The 19,081-nt window shown below is 59.6% G+C and carries 14 protein-coding genes and 2 tRNA genes; 5 read left to right on the forward strand and 11 right to left on the reverse strand.

All coding sequences use genetic code 11. The features are described from left to right. Window positions 1–47: 47 nt before the first annotated feature. On the reverse strand, window positions 48–980 hold the full coding sequence (argF, locus tag ICL81_RS11135; protein WP_188034951.1) for an ornithine carbamoyltransferase: 933 nt from the start codon (window positions 978–980) through the stop codon (window positions 48–50). 78 nt (window positions 981–1,058) lie between these two features. On the opposite strand from argF, the gene ICL81_RS11140 reads away from it, so the two are divergent. Then, the gene (locus ICL81_RS11140; protein WP_188034952.1) at window positions 1,059–1,829 is read left to right on the forward strand and encodes an HAD-IIB family hydrolase; all 771 of its coding nucleotides are present in this window, start codon (window positions 1,059–1,061) and stop codon (window positions 1,827–1,829) included. 413 nt (window positions 1,830–2,242) lie between these two features. Here the strand turns inward: ICL81_RS11140 and mqo are convergent, their stop codons facing one another. Together mqo and radA are read right to left on the reverse strand one after the other, a co-directional pair. Further along, window positions 2,243–3,676, reverse strand: a complete 1,434-nt coding sequence (gene mqo / locus ICL81_RS11145) for a malate dehydrogenase (quinone) (RefSeq protein ID WP_223160714.1) — start codon at window positions 3,674–3,676, stop codon at window positions 2,243–2,245. 60 nt (window positions 3,677–3,736) lie between these two features. Next, complete coding sequence (gene radA, locus ICL81_RS11150) at window positions 3,737–5,056, reverse strand: DNA repair protein RadA (RefSeq protein ID WP_188034954.1); 1,320 nt, start codon at window positions 5,054–5,056, stop codon at window positions 3,737–3,739. Window positions 5,057–5,174: 118 nt separating this feature from the next. Here radA and ICL81_RS11155 point away from each other — a divergent pair. Next, window positions 5,175–5,265: transfer RNA gene (locus ICL81_RS11155), tRNA-Ser, on the forward strand. A gap of 146 nt (window positions 5,266–5,411) precedes the next feature. On the opposite strand, the gene ICL81_RS11160 is transcribed toward ICL81_RS11155, so the two are convergent. The 8 genes from ICL81_RS11160 to ICL81_RS11195 form a co-directional block, all read right to left on the reverse strand. After that, window positions 5,412–5,729, reverse strand: a complete 318-nt coding sequence (locus tag ICL81_RS11160; RefSeq protein WP_188034955.1) for a hypothetical protein — start codon at window positions 5,727–5,729, stop codon at window positions 5,412–5,414. After that, complete coding sequence (locus ICL81_RS11165; protein ID WP_215394793.1) at window positions 5,729–6,859, reverse strand: hypothetical protein; 1,131 nt, start codon at window positions 6,857–6,859, stop codon at window positions 5,729–5,731. The genes ICL81_RS11160 and ICL81_RS11165 overlap by 1 nt, the downstream gene beginning before the upstream one ends. Before the next feature lie 312 nt (window positions 6,860–7,171). Further along, on the reverse strand, window positions 7,172–8,491 hold the full coding sequence (locus ICL81_RS11170) for a glutamine synthetase family protein (protein ID WP_353055515.1): 1,320 nt from the start codon (window positions 8,489–8,491) through the stop codon (window positions 7,172–7,174). A gap of 165 nt (window positions 8,492–8,656) precedes the next feature. Beyond that, on the reverse strand, window positions 8,657–9,511 hold the full coding sequence (locus ICL81_RS11175) for a MurR/RpiR family transcriptional regulator (protein ID WP_188034958.1): 855 nt from the start codon (window positions 9,509–9,511) through the stop codon (window positions 8,657–8,659). A gap of 11 nt (window positions 9,512–9,522) precedes the next feature. Beyond that, entirely contained in the window at window positions 9,523–10,860 is a 1,338-nt protein-coding gene (locus ICL81_RS11180) for an aspartate aminotransferase family protein (RefSeq protein WP_188034959.1), read from the reverse strand. Continuing rightward, on the reverse strand, window positions 10,860–12,056 hold the full coding sequence (locus ICL81_RS11185) for a M20 family metallopeptidase (RefSeq protein ID WP_188034960.1): 1,197 nt from the start codon (window positions 12,054–12,056) through the stop codon (window positions 10,860–10,862). The genes ICL81_RS11180 and ICL81_RS11185 overlap by 1 nt, the downstream gene beginning before the upstream one ends. Further along, window positions 12,053–13,231, reverse strand: a complete 1,179-nt coding sequence (locus tag ICL81_RS11190) for an amidohydrolase family protein (RefSeq protein WP_188034961.1) — start codon at window positions 13,229–13,231, stop codon at window positions 12,053–12,055. Before ICL81_RS11190 ends, ICL81_RS11185 begins: the two co-directional genes overlap by 4 nt. A gap of 39 nt (window positions 13,232–13,270) precedes the next feature. After that, window positions 13,271–14,722 carry an APC family permease gene (locus ICL81_RS11195; RefSeq protein ID WP_188034962.1) on the reverse strand — a complete coding sequence of 484 codons (1,452 nt, stop codon included), beginning with the start codon at window positions 14,720–14,722 and terminating at the stop codon, window positions 13,271–13,273. A gap of 227 nt (window positions 14,723–14,949) precedes the next feature. On the opposite strand from ICL81_RS11195, the gene ICL81_RS11200 reads away from it, so the two are divergent. The 3 genes from ICL81_RS11200 to ICL81_RS11210 all read left to right on the forward strand — a co-directional run bounded on the left by ICL81_RS11200 (window position 14,950) and on the right by ICL81_RS11210 (window position 19,073). Next, window positions 14,950–16,764, forward strand: coding sequence for an Ig domain-containing protein (locus ICL81_RS11200; RefSeq protein WP_188034963.1), 1,815 nt, complete (start codon window positions 14,950–14,952; stop codon window positions 16,762–16,764). A 161-nt stretch (window positions 16,765–16,925) separates the two neighbouring features. After that, window positions 16,926–17,016 (forward strand) — tRNA-Ser (locus ICL81_RS11205). Window positions 17,017–17,411: 395 nt separating this feature from the next. Beyond that, a complete protein-coding gene (locus ICL81_RS11210) occupies window positions 17,412–19,073 on the forward strand; it encodes an IPT/TIG domain-containing protein (RefSeq protein ID WP_188034964.1) in 1,662 nt (553 codons plus the stop codon). Window positions 19,074–19,081: the final 8 nt, after the last annotated feature.

Here is a 19,081-nt window from a genome sequence, read left to right on the forward strand (position 1 = left end):
CAATAGGGGCGCGGATCAATAAGAAATATTGGAATTCAGCCTGTGAGCTACGCTGCCTGCGACTTCGCGAGGAGCCACACCATGAGCGCCTTCTGCGCGTGAATGCGATTCTCTGCTTCGTCCCAAACGACGCTCTGCGGGCCGTCGATGACCTCGGGAGCAACCTCGTACTCGCGGTATGCGGGCAGGCAGTGCATGAAGATCGCGTCGCTCTTGGCCTGCGCCATGAGCTCTCCCGTCACGCGGTAGCTACCAAACGTCGCAACGCGCTCAGCCTTCTCTGCTTCCTGGCCCATTGAGACCCAAGTGTCAGTGATCACCACATCGGCGCCCTGCACGGAAGCCGCTGCGTCGGTGAAAATCTCCACGCTGCCACCGGTCGTTGCAGCGATGCGCTTCGCGTCCTCCACGATGTCCTCGCGAGGCTGGTAGCCCTCGGGGCATGCCACGCGAATGTTCATGCCTGCGGTCGCGAAACCGAGCAAATACGAGTGACCCATGTTGTTTGCCGCGTCACCAAGGTAGGTCGCGGTCAAGCCACGCAGCTCGCCCTTCTGCTCGCGAATCGTCTGCAGATCAGCAAGAATCTGGCACGGGTGGAAATCATCGGTGAGCGCGTTGATCACGGGAACGGTCGCGTGCTCTGCCATCTCGACGACATTGGTCTGCGCAAAGGTACGCCAAACGATGGTTTCCACCATGCGCGACATAACCTTCGAGGTGTCCTCGATAGATTCCTTGCCGCCGAGCTGCGACGACTGTGAATCCATCAGCAGCGGGTAGCCGCCCATGTCAGAGACACCCACCGCAAAGCTAATGCGGGTACGGGTCGAAGTCTTGTCAAAGATAACGGCAACGGTCTTACCATTTTCGAGCGGACGCTCTGCAAATCGGTCACGCTTCAGACGTGCAGCGAGGTCAAGCACCTCGAGCTGCTCTGCATGGGTCAGGTCGTCATCACGAAGCATGTGTCGAATCATGCGCTTCAGTTTATCGGATCACAGTGACCTTCCAGTGCGAAGCGACGAACCACACCTAGGCATGGCAGAGTTATAGGCGTGACTACGCCAGCTATTCCCGCGCTCATCGCTTTCGATCTTGACGATACGCTCGCACCTTCGAAGTCTCCGGTCGAACCGGAAATGCTCGACGTCTTCGCGCGACTCCTCGAACAAACCTCGGTTGCGGTCATTTCCGGCGGCAACTTTGAGCAGTTCGAAATGCAGTTGGTGGATCGCCTCACCGCATTCTCGGGAACCTCCGAAGCCGCACTCGAACGCCTACACCTGCTGCCCACCTGCGGCACCCGCTACGAGCGTCGTGTCGACGGCGCATGGACCAATGTGTACCGTGAAAACCTCTCGGCTGAGGAACGCGATGCAGCGTTCACCGCGCTGCGTGAGGAGGCTGGGCGACTCGGATACTGGGAGCCTGAGACCTGGGGGGAGATTCTCGAGGATCGCGGATCGCAGGTCACCTTCTCAGCCCTCGGCCAGCAAGCTCCCGTTGCCGCGAAGCAGGCATGGGATCCCACCGGTGAGAAGAAGAACACCCTCCGTGCCGCGGTTGCTGCTCGTCTCCCCCAGCTCGAGGTTCGCAGCGGCGGATCCACCTCGGTCGACATCACTCGCGCCGGCATCGACAAGGCCTACGGCATGCGTAAGCTTGCTGAGCAGACCGGCATCTCACTCGACGACATGGTGTTCGTCGGCGATCGCCTCGACCCCGACGGGAACGACTACCCAGTGCTCGCGATGGGCGTTGCGTGCGAGGCTGTCGAAGGTTGGGAAGACACCGTTGCGCTGCTCGAGCGGATGCTCGCTGCGTAGTTTCTGCCTTTCGGCCTCGGGTGAAGAGCGCGGGCTCAGGCTCAAGGCTCAAGTAGGTTTCACCTTCATCTAGAAATCGGACAAAAACCAGCCCTGGGCAAGGGCGAGCGCAAGCTCACCCCCGGCAGCCATATTGCCTTCTCTCTGCCCACTCGATGCCGCTTCATACCCGCTGCCGCAGTTGAGCTTGCGCCCAACTTTGCTATTTGCCTTTGGCCGCGTTCACTTGCCGAAGATATGTAATCTGCCATCAATATGTTGTTTGCGGGTATTTTTGTCATTTCTTCGGCAGATCGCATATTGAAGGCGCGAAGCAGAGACGACCGAGCACGAGCGGAAACGCAAAGAACCCCCGACCGTTGGTCGGGGGTTCTTTGCTTTGCGTGAGCTTCGCTGCCGGAGCAGCTCTGGGCTTACGCGGTGAGGTTTAATGCAGCTGCGGTACGAGCGAGCGATGCCGCTGCTGCGTCTGCGTCTGCGTTAAGGTCTTCGCCGATCGAGGGGATCTGCTTCTTGAACTGTGCCTTCCAGCTCTGCTGGTACTGCTCAGGGAAGCACTTCTCGAGGACACCGAGCATTGCGCTGACGGCGGTCGAAGCGCCGGGCGATGCACCGAGGAGACCCGAGATCGAGCCTTCGCCACCGGTGATGACCTCGGTACCGAACTGAAGAATGCCGCCCTTGACGGGGTCCTTCTTCATGACCTGCACGCGCTGGCCAGCGGTAATCATTTCCCAGTCCGCGGTACGTGCGGTGGGCATGTACTCGCGGAGGGTGTTCATCTGCTTCTCACGGCTCGCGAGGAGCTCGGTGAGGAGGTACTTCTCGAGCGACCACTGGGTCAGACCGACCTTGATCATCGGGCCAAGGTTGTGCAGGCGGATCGAACCGGGGAGGTCCCACCACGAGCCCTTCTTCAGGAAGTTGGGGCTGAAGCCTGCGTACGGGCCGAAGAGCAGGCTCTCTTCACCGTCGATGATGCGGGTGTCGAGGTGCGGAACCGACATCGGCGGAGCGCCGACGGCTGCCTTGCCGTACACCTTTGCATTGTGGTGCTTGACGATCTCGGGGTTCGAGGTCTTGAGGAACTTGCCCGAGATGGGGAAGCCGCCGAAGCCCTTGATCTCGGGGATACCCGAAGACTGGAGGAGCTGGAGTGCGCCACCGCCACCGCCAACAAACACGAAGCGTGCGTTGGTAATGGTGCGGCCGTGGCCGTTGAGGTTGCGGGCGAATACGTCCCAGGTACCGTCCTTGCGACGCTTCAGCTTGCGCACGCGGTGACCCATGTGCATTGCTGCACCGTTCTCAACGAGCTTGTCGAAGAGCTGACGGGTGACCGAACCGAAGTCGACGTCGGTGCCGCTGACCGAACGGGTCGCTGCGATCGCTTCGCTCTTGTCGCGGCGGTCGATGAGGAGCGGCGCCCATTCAGCGACTACAGCGGGGTCATCGCTGAACTCGATGTTCGAGAAGAGCGGCTGAGTCTTCAGCAGCTCGTAACGACGACGAAGGTAATCAACGTTCTCTTCTCCACGCACGAAAGTCATGTGCGGAGTGGGGTTGATGAAGCTCGTCGGCTCGCCAAGGGTGCCCTGCTCAACAAGCGAGGACCACCACTCACGAGACAGCTGGAACTGCTCATTGATGTCGATCGCCTTGTCGGCGGAAAGCTCGCCGTTCTTGCCCTCGGGCATGTAGTTGAGCTCGCAAAGCGCAGCGTGACCAGTGCCCGCGTTGTTCCACGCGTTGGTGCTCTCCGTTGCGACCTGGTTGCGAGACTCGAAAATCTCAATGCTCCAGTCGGGCTGAACCTGCTTGATCAGGGTGCCGAGCGTAGCGCTCATTACACCGCCGCCAATGAGGACGACATCTACCGTGTTCTTACTCACAATGTGATTCTACCCCTAGCTCGCAAGTCGTCGCGCCTCTGCCAGATTTCCGGCACTCGCATCGATGATTCTGGTGTAGCCCAATCGGCTTGCCTCGTTGGCACGTTGCGTCCCAGAAGTGACGGGGCGGATCTCGCCTGCGAGACTCAATTCCCCGAATGCCGCGAGCTCGTGGGACAGCGGTGTGTCTGTCGCTGCGGAGACAATTGCGAGCGCAATGGCCAGGTCTGCCGCTGGTTCTACAAGCCTTACGCCGCCGACAGTCGAGACGTACACGTCTTGATCATGCAACCGGACACCTGCTCGACGCTCGAGCACCGCAAGGATCATCGCAACACGTGACGGATCGACCCCACTCGTAACGCGTCGCGGGTTGGGCGTCGCGCTCTTGGCGACGAGCGCCTGAATCTCTGCTGGGAGCGCGCGACGCCCTTCCATCGAGACTGTTGTGCAGGTGCCACTCACCGGCCCCGAACTCTGACTGAGGAACAGCCCGCTTGGGTCTGCAACCTCGCGAATGCCGTCGCCTGCCATCTCGAAGCAGCCGACCTCGTCGGTTGGGCCGAATCGGTTCTTCAGGGTTCGCAGGAATCGCAGCGAAGTGTTGGCGTCACCTTCGAAGTGGCAAACAACATCAACAAGGTGCTCCAGCAATCGCGGGCCAGCAATACTGCCGTCCTTCGTGACGTGGCCAACGAGGAACACGGGGATTCCCCGGTCCTTGGCTACCCGGATAAGCGCAGCGGCCACCTCACGCACCTGTGAGGTGCCACCGGCGATGCCGTCGATCTGGTCACTCACGAGTGTCTGTACGGAGTCGACCACGAGGAACGCAGGCTGCACCTCATCGATGTGCCCCAAGACCGTCGAGAGGTCAGTCTCACTTGCGAGGTAGAGCGTCTCTTCGAGTGCTCCCGTGCGCTCCGCACGCATGCGGATCTGCCCCGTCGATTCTTCGCCACTCGCGTAGAGCACCTTTGCTCCGAGACTCGCAATACGCGCGGCCACGTCGAGCAGCAGCGTCGACTTTCCGACGCCCGGTTCGCCTGAGAACAGCACCGCTGCGCCGGGTACGATGCCTCCGCCAAGCACGCGGTCGAGCTCGCCGATGGTCGTCGGGCGGTGCGCAACGCTCGTTGAGTCGAGCTGAGTAATCGGCAGCGCACGGCGCGAATCACTGGGTCGGGTGACACGAGTGGTCTTGGCAAGTGAGGCACCGGTGCTGCCGCGCTCTTCTACGGTGTTCCACTGCTGGCACTCCCCGCAGCGGCCGACCCACTTAGTGGTCTGCCACCCACACTGGGTGCATGCGTATGCCGCGCTTGTTTTTGCCATGTTTTGAGCGTAGCTGGGACCACTGACATTTGAACTGAGCGTGACCCGTTGCGGATTTTTTGAAGAAATATCGCTCTCGATTCGCGTCGCGGCGCAAACATCCCCTAAAGTCGTTCTTGGTGACGTGTCCGAGCGGCCGAAGGTGCAACACTCGAAATGTTGTGTGTAGTGACCCTGCACCGCGGGTTCAAATCCCGCCGTCACCGCCACTAAAAATCCCCGTCTCCTGGGTTTCCAGTTGAGACGGGGATTTTCTTTGCCCGAACTACGGTTGCAGCGATCGGGTGTATGGCGGACGGCTACAGAACTACGGACTCGCGATGGTTGTCATTACGACAAGATCGCCCAGCACCCGTTAGCCAAGTTTTGGTCTGCCACGACCAAATACAACAAGACATACGAGCCCGATCTGAACAACAAGAACACCGCATACGATCAACCCTGTTCCGCATATTGGCAGCCAAGTAATCTGTTCAACGCTGACGATCAGGGGCTCTCTTCCGGAGTAGTCAAACCAAAGTTTTTCGCGGGGCAACAGCAGGAGCACGAAACCGCCTACTGCCATGCAGAGGCCAAGCGCCGCGAGACCCAAACATCTCAACATCTGTTTGTCCGGAGGAAGCGTCCCAGTCACCTCTATGTCATTCCCAGAAATCAGTGCTGGCTCTTCCATTAGTTGACTTTGCATTTAAAAAGCTCAGGCGAAGGACTGAACGCGCGTTTAGTTGGAGAGGTCGAGACTTTCGTATGTTTCGTTCGGGCTCCCACGGTGTAGCGTTTCCACTTTTCGACTCTGTATGTGTAAAAATCGCCGACCGCGTACACGTTGTAATGAATGTCCGCCTTGTTCGTTTTATAGGTTTGACTTGTACACGAGACAGAGACATTAACTTGGGAACCGCTCTCAACTCCTAGACGAGCGGCTACCGCACCACGCGAGATTCCCACCTCAGTTTGAATAGTTCGATACGCAGAAAGCCCCCGCTTCACGGAGCAGCTTCCGGCCCCAATACCGATAATGCATCCACCAATGCGCTGATCATAATTGGGTTGTGCTCGCTGGCGCCTAATGTCTATGACCTTGTAATAGAAATGACGAGCACGCACGACGGGGTCCGCGACGACAGGAAACGCGTCTGGTTGAACACTCGCGATGTCTACCAGCTGAAAGACCTTTTCCCCTTCGAACTCGAATCTCGTCGGTACCGACTGCCCCAAAGCGTCAAATGCCCACGGGGGATCTATGCTCGCTGTTTCATTGTCTTCGGCGTCCAGCACCAAGAACCCTCCATCGTCCTGAGGAACAATTCGGCCGCCATTCCCTGATGAGAAACCGTATTCGAGCCTGCTAGGCGCATCCGCGGATTCCATAACTACCAAGACTCGCAGGTCCCCACTTTCCATTATTTGAGGGATGAAGACCACATCATCTTCATTTTCAATCTGGGCAATCCCCGAACTGGAGGAAATCTGGCTTTGGTCTGTGACAGGTAGCGTGACCCGCACTTCCGAACCTTCTTCGTTCCGCATAACTATGTCTTCAAGTGGGTCGCTCGAAATCTCAATTTCTACACCGTCAAAGTTCTCAACGAACATCCCTGGTGTTTCATCGTGGTTGAGCTCAATTACGCCTTCCAAAAGCCCAACACCCTCAGGGTCAACAGAGGTCTCAAGGATGTCAGCGATATCAGCCTTTCCAGATTCAGCCGCTTCTGTGCCACGCATGTGCGATTCGGCTCTGCCTTCGTCCAAGTCCTGGCCGTGTCGAGGTTCATCCACCGCCAAGGGCAGGAAGAGACTCAAGGCGCTCACAATTCCAACTGATACCAGGGGTCTACAACGCATAAGATTCATCAGTTCCTTTCTTACCCCCAGTTAAAAAGGCTATTCGGAGCGTTGAACGCCAGGTGAAATTGCATCAAAGTGCCGCGATCTGACGAAGGATGGCCATAGCTCTGAAAAGTCGGCCGCCGTCACCGCCACGAAAAATCCCCGTCTCCTGGGTTTCCAGTTGAGACGGGGATTTTTCTTTGCCCGAAACGGCAATAAGCCCTCTGCCCGGCCGCCCGGCTGGCGGGAACCTATTGGGCACCCAGCTGGCCAGCCAGCGAGGTGTTAGTACGTCGTAGCGTACGCGTCGTAGCGCGCCTCAGGGGTCATCGCCTCAACGCGTGCAATCTCCGCACGCTTCACGAGCAAGAAGGTGTCGACGAAGTCCTTCGCGAACCAACTGCGCACGGTTTCGCTCTGTTCAAACGCAACGAGCGCTTCCTCGAGGGTGACGGGAAGCGGGCGGATGCCGTATTCCTCGCGCTGCTCAGCAGTGAAGTCGCTCGACTCGCCACTCACGATCGTGGGCGAAGCGAGGCCTTCACGAATGCCTTCGAGTCCTGCGCGAATGATGCAGCCGAGCACGAGCCAGGGGTTCGACGTCGCATCGGCCGCGCGGTACTCAAGGTTGTACTGCTTCTGGTGGTTCGCGCCGGGGAGGTCGAACAGCGGGCAGATACGCAGCAGCGCTTCACGGTTGTTTTCGCCAAGGAAGACGCCGCCTGCGCTCCACCGGTTGGGCGCGAGACGCTCGTAAGAGAGCGGCGCTGAGGCAGCGATCGCTTGGTACTGCTCCGCATACTTGAGAATGCCAGCGGCGAACGACCCTGCAACCTCCGAGAGGCCACCGGGACGCGTCTGATCGTAGGTGACGAAACGCTCTTCTTCGTCGCGCAGGCTGACGTGTACGTGCACGCCGTTGCCTCCACCGTTCTCCTCAATGATGGGCGAGAAGGTGATGGCTTTGCCGAGCGAGCTTGCAACGTGGCGCGTGATCTCACGCAGGTAGACCGCGCGGTCGGCAGCGACGAGTGCATTTGCGGGTGCCAGCGTGATTTCGAATTGGTTGCGACCGAATTCGGGAAGCCACATCTCGGGGTCAAGACCAGCGTCGAACAGTGCAGCAACAAGGCGACCGCCGAGCTCTTCTTCTTCAAGGTACGACTCGAGCGAGAACGGGGTGTTGACGGGACTGCCGTTGTCATCGAGGAGCATGAATTCGTGTTCGAAAGAAGACACAACGCTCAGACCGGTCTCGTTCTTGAGGTCTGCGATGGCGCGCTTCAGGAAGGTGCGCGGATCGCACTCCCAGGGCTTACCCTCAATCGTGTGGATGTCGGCCAGCACCATGGTGGTCTGCTCGCCGTTCTCGCCGAGCGCAACCGATGCGATGCTCGAGACGTCAGGCATAAGGCGCAGGTCACCGACCGAACCGAAGGGGTTTGGGGTAACGATGCTGCCAAACGCGTCGATTGCGAGGTTGGCAGGTACCCAACCGCAACCGGTGCCAAGGTACTTCTGCAGGTCTTGCTGAGGGAAAGCTCGGCCACGCGCCTTTGCAGCCAGGTCTGCGGTCAGAATGATTCCAAGTGGTTCTTTTCGCACTGTGATTCCTTCGTTGTATTTCTCGTGCCGTGGATCGCTACGTTGCTGATGATCCGCGAACTTCTGTGTGGGTCTTGTGGTGTTCACGATCCGGCCGGCCACACTCATTGTGGCCTGGGGGATGGGAAAATCTGATGTTGATGTCGCTGGGTTACCCCAGCTGGGTTACTCCCAGGAGTCGAACGCCTGGATTCTGCCGAGGGGTGCTGAACCGAGCGCGCCGACAACAGCGGCGACAAGCATCTCGGTGAGCGCGAGCGAGGGGACAAGGGAGTCGAACGGGCTTGGTGCTTCCACCGAGGCAGACAGCAAGAGATCCGCATGTTTCGCCGCTGGTGAGAGCCACGGGTCTGTGATGAGCACAGTCTTCACACGGCTTTCTTTTGCGCGCGCAAAGAATTCGATCGTGCTGCTCTGGTACCTACGGAAGTCGAACCCGATCAGCACATCTCTCGGACCAAAGTCGAGGAGGGCGAGGGACTTGTCTGATTCAACACGACCGACGAAGTGCACATCCGGTCGCAGCATTCGCAGGTGCATGGTGAGGTACTCGGCGAGCATGCTGCTGTAGCGTCCACCGACCGTCCAAATTCGAAGCTTCGGGTTTGCCAGTAGCGCGACAACGTCGTCGAACTCGGTATCTGGAACCTCTGTAAAGGTGCCAGAGAGTTCCCGCGTGAAGACGGTGTTTGCCTGGGCAAGCAAATGATCGTCGCTACGGGTGGTGCCGCTCTTAGCCTCGTACATGTCCATCGGCGAAGCATTGCGCTGTGAGATTTCCTCGCGCAGCTGCTCCTGCATTTGGGGGTACGAGTGCAGGCCGATCCGCGACAGCATACGGAGCACCGAGGGAGCGCTCACGCTCGCCCGTTCCGCGAGCTTCGCTACCGGTTCAAGACCGGCAACCGGGTAGTCCGCAATCAACGCGCGTGCGACCTTCTTCTCTGAAGGACTCATGGTGTCGAGATTCTTTTTCAGAATCCCGGCGAGCGTCTGATTGTCGGTTGCGTGATTCTCCATTGCCTTTCCTTTCACCAACCTAGGTATGGTGCGATATCGGCATCGGTGACGAGGCCGTCTCGCACGTCCGCGATGGCGCGGGTGAGGGTCTCACACGCGCGTTCAACGTCTTGCGCACTGAGGTTCAACGGCGGCGTCAGCTCAATCACATTGCCGCGTACGAGGTAGCACACGACCCCGAGCTGCCACATGCGGAAGATCACGCGCCGCGTGAATTCAGCTGCGGCGGTCAGATCTTCGGGGGTGCGCGGATCAATGAGCTCAATGCCGAGGCTCAGGCCGAGGCCACGAATCTCAAGAATCTCCGGGCGCTGCGCCTGCGCCTCGCGAATCAGGGTGCGGAACTGCTCGCCACGTTCAAGTGCGTTCGCAGCGAGGCCTTCCGACTCGATCACGTTCAGCACCGCAAGGCCTGCCGCAGCTGCAATCGAGTTGCCAGCCGTGGTCAAGAGTGTGCTGGCTGGCGCGACGTCAAGCACCCAAGCCGGCCCGGTCACTGCTGACAGTGGCAGGCCGCCGCCAAGCGACTTCCCAAAGGTCACCAGATCGGGAATGACTCCCTCATGCGAAAAGCCGTGCCACTTGCCTGTGCGGCCGAGGCCAATCTTCACTTCGTCGCAGATCAACAGGGCTCCTGCCGCCTTGGCACGCTCTGCAACACCCGCGAGGAACCCTGCCGGCGGCACCAGTACGCCGCCATCGGACTGCATCGGTTCGACAATCACCGCAGCGATGCTGCCGTCAGCCAGTGCAATATCGAGCGCGGACAACACGGTGTCGCGCGTCTGAGCGTCGCGATCCGCGTCCCCCGTTGCAACAGGGAATTCGAGCAGGCGTGTGCCCGCCGCAGCGGGAAGTCCGTCAGCAATGAAGACGCCGCTCACTTGCTGCGCCGCTCCGAATCCACCGTGGTATCCGCCGGCGAAGGCGACTACGCCAGGCTTACCAGTCGCAGCACGTGCCGCTGCGAGTGCTGCAGAGTTAGCATCGGTGCCGGAGTGCCCGAGAATGACGCGCTGGTCCCCAGGAACGGCTGCGGGCACAATACTCAGGAGCTTCTCCGCAAGCGCGGTCGCCGCGGGACTCATCGCTGAGAGCACACTCGCACTCCCGCCAGCAGCCGCAGCTTCCTGCACGGCCGCCACCACCAGCGGATGCGCATGACCAACGCCGTTGGCGCCCCAGGCTGCCGAAAGGTCGAGCAGCGCGCGGCCAGTGTGATCGGTGACCTCACTACCGCTCGCCGAGGCGATACTCAGCGGGAAAAAGCGAAGCTTTTGGTTTGCCCCGATGAGCTTCGCGTCTCGCTCTGGCAACGCAGCCGTGCCGAGTTCAGTTTCGATAGTCATCACACACGCTCATCGAGCAGGTCGCACGCACCAAGATACGCAGACACCAACGCGAGTGCGACGCGGCGAACCGCATCAGCATCGGGCAGGAAATTCGCACTGTGCAAGCTCGGCTGCGACGGTGCGCCCTCGGTCTCCACGCCGACAAACGCCATGACGCCAGGCAACCGCTCAGAGTAGAACGAGAAGTCGTCAGCACCGCACGAACGCATCGGCTCGCTCACCCGCATGCCTGCTTCGATCAGGCGGCGATCCACAAAGTCGACGAAGTCAGGGTCGTTTTCCAGGACTGGCTCACCGGTCGTGATGTTCACGGTCGCAGTGACACCGAATGCGCGTGCCTGCGATTCGACATATTCGCGGATCGCCTCGTGCACGCGAGGCCGCTCCTCACGGTTCATCGTCCGCAGGGTCGCGGCGAAGCGTCCGCTCTCAGGGATGACGTTTGCTGCGTCGCCGGCTTCGAACAGTCCGACTGTCAGTAGGGCCGGGTGCATCGGCGAGCACACGCGTCGGAGCACCTCATTGAGACCCGTCACGATGTGGGCGAGCACGGGAATCGGGTTTGCTGCTTCGTGGGGGTACGCACCGTGACCACCGCGACCGATAACCACGACGGAAACCTCATCTGCGGCTGCGTTCGTCGGGCCCTTGCCGGTAGCAACCGACCCAACCGGGATGCGGGGGTGCACGTGTGCGGCAATGACGGCCTGCACGTTCAGACGATCAAGTGCGCCATCGTTCACGATATCGAGCGCACCCGAGGGGTACGCCTCTTCACGAGGCTGCAGGAACGGCACGAGTCCGTAGGGCAGATCGCACTCCGCTGCCGCCTGCGCCACAGCAATTAGGGCGGCCTGATGCACGTCATGTCCGCACGCGTGCATCGCACCGTTGGCCGAGGCGAACGCGGCACCGGTTGCCTCGGTCACGGGCAACGCATCGAGTTCTGAGCGGATCGCAATCGCGGGGCGAGCTGCCGGACCGATCAGCCCGATCCGGCCGGCGTCAGCAATGCGCTCCATCGGCACGGGCATGCGCTCTGCAATCCAAGCGGCGGCGGGTTCTTCCTCACCGGAGATGCGGGGTGCGCGGTGCAGTTCCTCGCGGTATTCGGTGGCTACCGCGACCTTTTCAAGCGTGCGGGCGATGAGGTCGCGTGCAAGGTCATCGCGGTTCGGGGTGCTGGTGGTCATGCGGAAACTCCAGGGGCAATGAAGCGCGGTGACTCAGAGAGCTCGTACGCGCGAACGGCGTTGTCGTTGCAGATGCGGCGAATGAGCTTTTCGCCGTCTGCGACGCTCCACTCATCATCATCGATCCAGCCGTTGACGACCCGCAGCAGACCCTTCTTAAAGAGGTGCGAGCCCAAGAAGTACAGCTCGGGAAGACCCCAAGCATCGGAGGAGAAGAGCGCCTTGTCCATCGGCGTCAGCTCGAGGGACTCAGCAATGATCTGCGACGAACGCGCGCCAACATAGTTGATGGCGAGCCCCACATCGCAGTACACGTGCGGGAACACGTGCGCCAGGAAGCCAGCGTTGCGGTGGAACGGGTAACAGTGGAGCAACGTCACGCGTGCGCCACTCGTGCGCGTCATGCGCAGCCACTCAGTGAGGAGCAGCGGGTCGCAGCGGTGCAGATCGACATCGTCATCGCCGAAGCCAATGTGGAACTGGATCGCGCAGCGTTCATCGACCGCGGTCCAGATACCGAACCGGATCAGTACGGCGTCAGCAATCCTGATCGGGGCTCCCGCTTCAATCTCGGCGAACCATGCCGCAGCAGCAAGCTCCACTTCGCGATCACTCGGTCGCACGGGATCAAAGTCGAGGCCGATTCGGTATGCGGCGATCGACTTCACGCCCACTGCGGTGCGCAGTTGCGCACGCAGCATTTCACGGAAGCGGTCCGCAAATTCAGCCGGGGCAGGCTGCGACTCTGCGATCTGCTCAGCCAGACGCTCGAGACGAATGATCTGGTCTGCGGTCGCCCCCGACCGATCCGCCATGCCCTGTGGGGAAAGGATCGTGTCGCCACGGTGCCCGGTCTCAATGAGGTAGCGATCAATACCCGATGCCTTGAGCAGGAGGTCGTTGACCTCTGCCGGTGCGAGTTCTGCGCGACGAGCGAGGTACGCCTCAGCGGAAGCGTGGGGCTCGAGGTCGAGAAGCGGCGCGCAATGACGGCGAATCGCGACCCCGAGCTGTGAATCGAACACGGTCGTGCCAGCCGGCGCATCCCAGTTCGACTCGGTAATCATGCTCTCGAATTCCCTGCGGTCCGGGACGTGCTCGATCACACCGTGACAGTGATGATCAATCAGTTGGACTTCTGCAAACGCTGACACGTCGAGACGTTGAACGGACATCTAGGTTCCTTTTCGAAAGAGCAGTGTGAATTGGAGAGGTTAGTCGAGGTCTTCGACGGAGAGGCGGCCACCAATGCGCTTGGCCAGCTGCGGGCGGGCAAGGATGATGATGAAGCCGATGATGCACCATGCGCCTGCGATCCACGGGAAGTACGTGTACGGCGCCTCCTGGCCAATCACCTGAATGGCGTACACGAACGCAAGGTAGATCAGACCGAGCACCGGCATGATCGCTTCCCACTTGGGAATCTTGGTGCCCTTTGCGCGGAAGATATAGACGATGACACCCACCGAGGTCATGCCGTAGGCCACCACCATGCACAGGGTCGCAATCGTTGCGTACCAGTAGTAGGCATCGAAGGCGGATCCGCCAAAGACGGCAATACCGCCAGCGAGCAGCAGCGCAAGCACGATCGTGGTGACCACTGCAGCGACAGGAACACCGGTCTTCGGGTGTGCGACACCGAGTCGCTTCGGGCCGAAGCCGTCACGTGCGAGAGCGTAGATAAGGCGGGCTGCGGCCGCGGTCGAGCTCAGTACCGAGGCGAATGCAACGACGAATGCAACGAACGCAATGAGCATCGCGTACTCGCGGCTGATGTACATCGTGCTGAGCTGGGTGAGCGTCGAGTTCGAACCAGCGAATGCGGCGACGCCAGCTTCATCAGTTCCGAAGCCGATCGTCTGCGCAAACATCATGAAGGTGTAGAGCAGACCAGCGACAACGATTGCGCCGAGCAGCGCCTTCGGAATGACGCGACGGGGATTCTCAGTTTCTTCACCGAGCGAGGCCCCCGACTCAAAACCAGCCCACGACAAGAACGCAAACACCGAAGCGGTGAGAATGCCAACTGCCGTCGCGTTGCCAGGCAGGAAGGTGCTCCAGTCGATGGTTGCGCCTTCGACCGGACCGGTGCCACTTCCCACCTTGGTGAAGATGACGATTGCGAGCACGAGCATTGCGGCGACACCAATGGCGCCGATGACGAGCAGTACGCGGGTGACGATTCGAGACTCACGCACATTGAGGATGACCACGAGCGCCGAGACAACGAGTGCAACCAAGATCCATGGAATGTTCGCGAGCGCGCCACCGAACTCATCTGCCCACGCTTGGAAGAAGACGCCGGTCGCGCCGAGGATGCATGCCGCGAAGAATAGGTAGGTTCCGAGAAGCGCGAACCCGCCGAAGAAGCCAGCACGCGGGCCAATGGTTGCGCCAGCAAGCGCGTACACCGAGCCAGCGTGACTGAAGTATCCGGTCAGGCGAATAAAGCCGTAGCCGACGAGCAGCGTTCCAATGAACGCGAGCAAGAACGTGAACGGGACTGATTTCCCGACGAGCCCTGCGACGCCGATGCCGTTGAGCGCCATCGCCATGACTGGCCCCATGAAGCCTACGGACAGGGCGGTAACTTCCCAGACGCGAAGCTTACGCCTGCGCGATGTCTGGGTATGAGCGGACTCTGCCGCGAGTTGTTGGTCAGCCATTGCGTGTGAAGACTCCCTTGTCGGTGGATGATCCGACGGGATTGCACCTGCTGTGCCCCATCACCTGCAGCGTAACTTACGTTACAAGAATGACGCAAACAATAGTTATCGTATTGTTTGAAACAATCGCGAGAAGCCCCTAAGGAAACTAAAACCAATTTCATTGACCACACACGTGTTGAGACCTACTGTTAGGTCTAGATACGCGTTAGTAAATCGGAGATTCAATGACGTTTCGCACAGCAAAACTCACTGCGCTCGCAGCCACAGTTGGCGCACTCTTTCTCGGCTTGGCATCGGCACCGGCTTCAGCCACAGTGAGCGATGAAGACACGCCGCTTGTGCTGCAATTAGGTACCATGGGCGAAACTCAGACCTATGTCATCTCTGCTGACGGCAGCACGGCATACGGCTTCGGTGACAACCAGGGGCAAGGTCAGAGCACCACAATAGACCTGGCAACTCGCACAGTGACGGGGCGAAACGCACCGATCGACCTGGAGTTTTACCGCAGCGAAATTGCCAAGACCAGGGTCGCGGTGGGCCCCTATTTTGCAATCTACGGCAACAACAGCGAATATGCACTCATCAAGCTCGGCACCGATGACGTCCAGTATTTCAGTGATGCGCAAGGAAACTGGCCCGGACTGCGGCACCTCGTCGCAGATGAAACCGGTCACGTCACGGCAATCGCTGGGACTGGAAAATTCTTGAGCTTCGATGGGTCAGACTTCACCGAAGAAACAAGATTTAGGCCGGAAGACACGTTTCCCGAGGGTGAAAGCGGAATGTCTGAAGATGGCATGCTGTACTTCGAATCGTACAGAGACACTAATCACGTAGATCGCGTTATTACGGTCGTCGTGGATATGCGAACTGGTGAGACACTTGGCACGGTTGAGGGCGGAATTGACAATCAATTCACGCCGGTGATGTTTGATGCCTCTGGGACTTCGCTCTGGGGAAGGTTTGCGGACGGACCTCAGACACTTGCCAACATCGACTGGCAAACAGGAAACCCAGCATTCCCGTCAGTAGAGCTCACTGAAATTCTCCCGCTGAATAGCACGATGTACGCAGACGGCACCAACCGCTGGTTTGTTGTGGGAACAACTCCCATGGCTGCCGGTGACTTCTCCGACGAGACCTCATTTGGCATGCGCGTGTCAGATAGCTTCCCAATCAACTTTTCCCGCGTCGCGGCTACCGGAGATCTCATCTACCAAGACTATTCAAGCGGTCAGCTTGGCCTGGTTGTTGGGCCAAAGATTGCAGCACCCGGCTCAGCCGCGGTCACTGCGTTCGGCCAAAGTGTGACGTTCTCAGCTGTTGCAGAAGGCCTCGCCATGTCTGACCCCACGGAAGACCCGGCTGGGCGCGTGACGAGTCAGACTTCAACGTTTGGGTCGATTTGGCAGTCTTCCCCAGACGGGGTGACGTGGACTGATATTAAGGGCGCCGACGGCCCCGAACTCAACCTCACCGCCACTGAAGACAGCATCGCGCTGAAGTATCGCCGCCACTTCTTCGATCGCTTCTGGGGGGAGCAGAACTCTGCTCTTGCGGAGATGACCACTCAGGGCCCAAAGATCACGCGTGCCGATGATCTCCCCTCGGTGTCAGCAGAGAAGAGCTACCCCGCGGAAACCATTACCGCAACAGGACAGGCGGGGATGACCTGGTCGAGCAGCGACCTGCCAGCAGGCCTCGCCATGAATAGCAGCACCGGTGAGATCACCGGCACTGCGCCCAAGGCTGGTGAGTACACCTTCACAGTGACCGTGACCGATATTTTTGGCACGGACTCGAAACTCTTCCACCTCAAGGCCACCGAGCCTTCAGTGGTTCCGCCTGTCGACCCGAAGCCAGAGCCAAGGCCCACCCCAACCCCGAAGCCCACTCCAACCCCAGGTTCACAGCAGCTGGCTAACACCGGCTCCGGGGAATGGGGCCCCTTTGCTGGCCTGGCATTTGCGTCAGTAGCGCTCGGCGCAACGAGCCTGCTTCTGAACAAACGACGTTCCGCTCGGGCACCTCAGTAGTTCGCGATACCCGCAGCTTCACATGTCATTGCAGTCCCTCCGCTTCACCGCGCTGGGGCTGCAATGACGTGTGAAGGCCATACATGAACCGACACGCCAGAGCCACCGAAAATACCCCGCTCGATTCGCACTGAAGGTCTCGATCCCGTAATCTCGTTCTTGGTGACGTGTCCGAGCGGCCGAAGGTGCAACACTCGAAATGTTGTGTGTAGTGACCCTGCACCGCGGGTTCAAATCCCGCCGTCACCGCCACTTAAAATCCCCGTCTCCTGGGTTTCCAGTTGAGACGGGGATTTTTTCTTTGCTCTAGGCCGGTGGCGAGGTGCGGCTGCGCCTAGCGCGCTCACCCACGCGAAACAGGCAGTTTCTGCCGAGATCGCCCGTTTCATGCGCATGAAAGTGGCGATCTCGAGAGAACGGGGCCATCTCGAAGGGCTGGGTCGCTGCGGCACCTAAGCAGCGCTTCTACTCAACTTCAGTGCATCCATACTCACGTCTTACAGCGGAGCGCTGGTGCGGCAATGTGTTGGCGCAGAATTATATTGGCACTCAGGTGCTCCACAACTTTTGTTGGGTTGAGCGGTTACATCGGAGTATTCGCAGCGCTCCAACAACGTACCTCGCAAAACATTACGGAGGTACTCAATATGTACTCATTCACCAGACCCATTGCGCGATTGCGCAGCATAGCTATCGGCATCGCGATCCTCATCATCGGCGCCTGGATGTTGTCGTTCCACGTGCCGGCTGCGTCGGCGCTCACTGTCGAAAGCCCAGAAGGACCGATCCACGCCTCCTCAGGGTTTGGCGCAGCAGTGGAGTCCAGCCCGGGTGCCGGCTTTGGAAGATTCAATTCGGTTGACGGCAGTGTCATCCAAACCCCCAACGACCATGACACGACGTTAGAATCGCTTTCGGTCTACGTGTATAACCAGTACCCCGCGAATGAAGATATTCAGTTCCGCGTTGTTGTTGTGCCTTGGAACGCGGAGATCAATGCCCCCGCTGGCGCACTCGTTGCGCTCTCTGAGCCACAGCGCATTCCGCTGACGAGTCTGCCAAGCCCTCACATGCAGCTGATGACGTTTCCGCTTGACGCACAGCTCGCACCTCATACCGATTATTTCGTGGCGCTCACCACACTGTTCGACGCGAATCCCTCACAGTCCGTGGGTACTCCAATCAGCTTGGGATTCAGCACGGGCGGTTCGCACTGGGTGTCGCAGCTTGCACTGACTCCGGACGACCTCACGAATCCGAACAAATGGGTGGGAGCCTTCGCTGGTTCACGATCTGGAACGCTGGCATATACCCTCACTTTTGATGGAGCACCGGTGGCCCGGACCATTACACCGAACTCAGTTCCGCTATCAGGGCAGTCTCAGCTCACCCTCACCGGTGAGAATCTCTCACGTGTCACCGCCGTAACTGTTGACGGCGAAGAGGTTCCCTTTGAGGGCCTCGCGGAACACTCACTTCGGTTTAATGCGCCTCCGCATCCTGCGGGAATTGCCGAAGTGATCGTTACGAACGCATTCGGCAGCTCAGCGCCACTTGAGCTCACTTATACGGCGCCAACGCTATCGATGACGCTCGCAGACATCACGCACACATATGGTGAGGCGGCATCACTCGTAGCCCTGGTCAGCCCTTCTACTGCGGATGGCGAAATCGTCAGTTTCACAGTTTCCGGTGCCCCCGCTGGCGAGGGGACACTCATGGCTGGCAAGGCGACCTTCCAGCTCCCCGCTGCGGCCTACGACTCTGGAACACACGTTGTAGCCGCAGAGCTCGACTCCACAACTCACGGTGTCGCACATGCCACTGCGACCCTGCAGGTAAATCAGGCCGAGACCTCCGTTACGTACCAAGTCGGGAAGCCCAATACGGAAGCGCCAACGCATGACGCTTCATCGGCGCGCCTCACTGCCACGATCGTGGGGGTGCACGGCACCGTTCCCACCGGCGAGGCCGTGCTTCTGGACGCCACAGGCAACGAACTTTCCAAAGCCGAGCTGAATACTGACGGCATCGCGGAATTCGCGGTCCCCGAGTCGCTACAGGGATTCCTTCGCTACACGGGTGATCTGAATCATCTGCCTAGCGAAACCAAGATCAGTATTGCCCCACAGTTGGGAGAGAATCCGAACTCACCTGGAGCTCACACAGGAGCGGCGGCCACCGTGTCCGCGCTTTCTCGCACTGGCGCAGATTCAGGCCCATGGCTTGTGGCTCTCGGTGCCTTGCTGCTATTTGGCAGCGGAACGGTTCTCACCATCAATCGTCTCCGAGCGCGACGCACGCACTAAATGCAAGC

It is taken from the genome of Leucobacter sp. cx-328 (genome assembly GCF_014530035.1).
GTDB lineage: Bacteria > Actinomycetota > Actinomycetes > Actinomycetales > Microbacteriaceae > Leucobacter.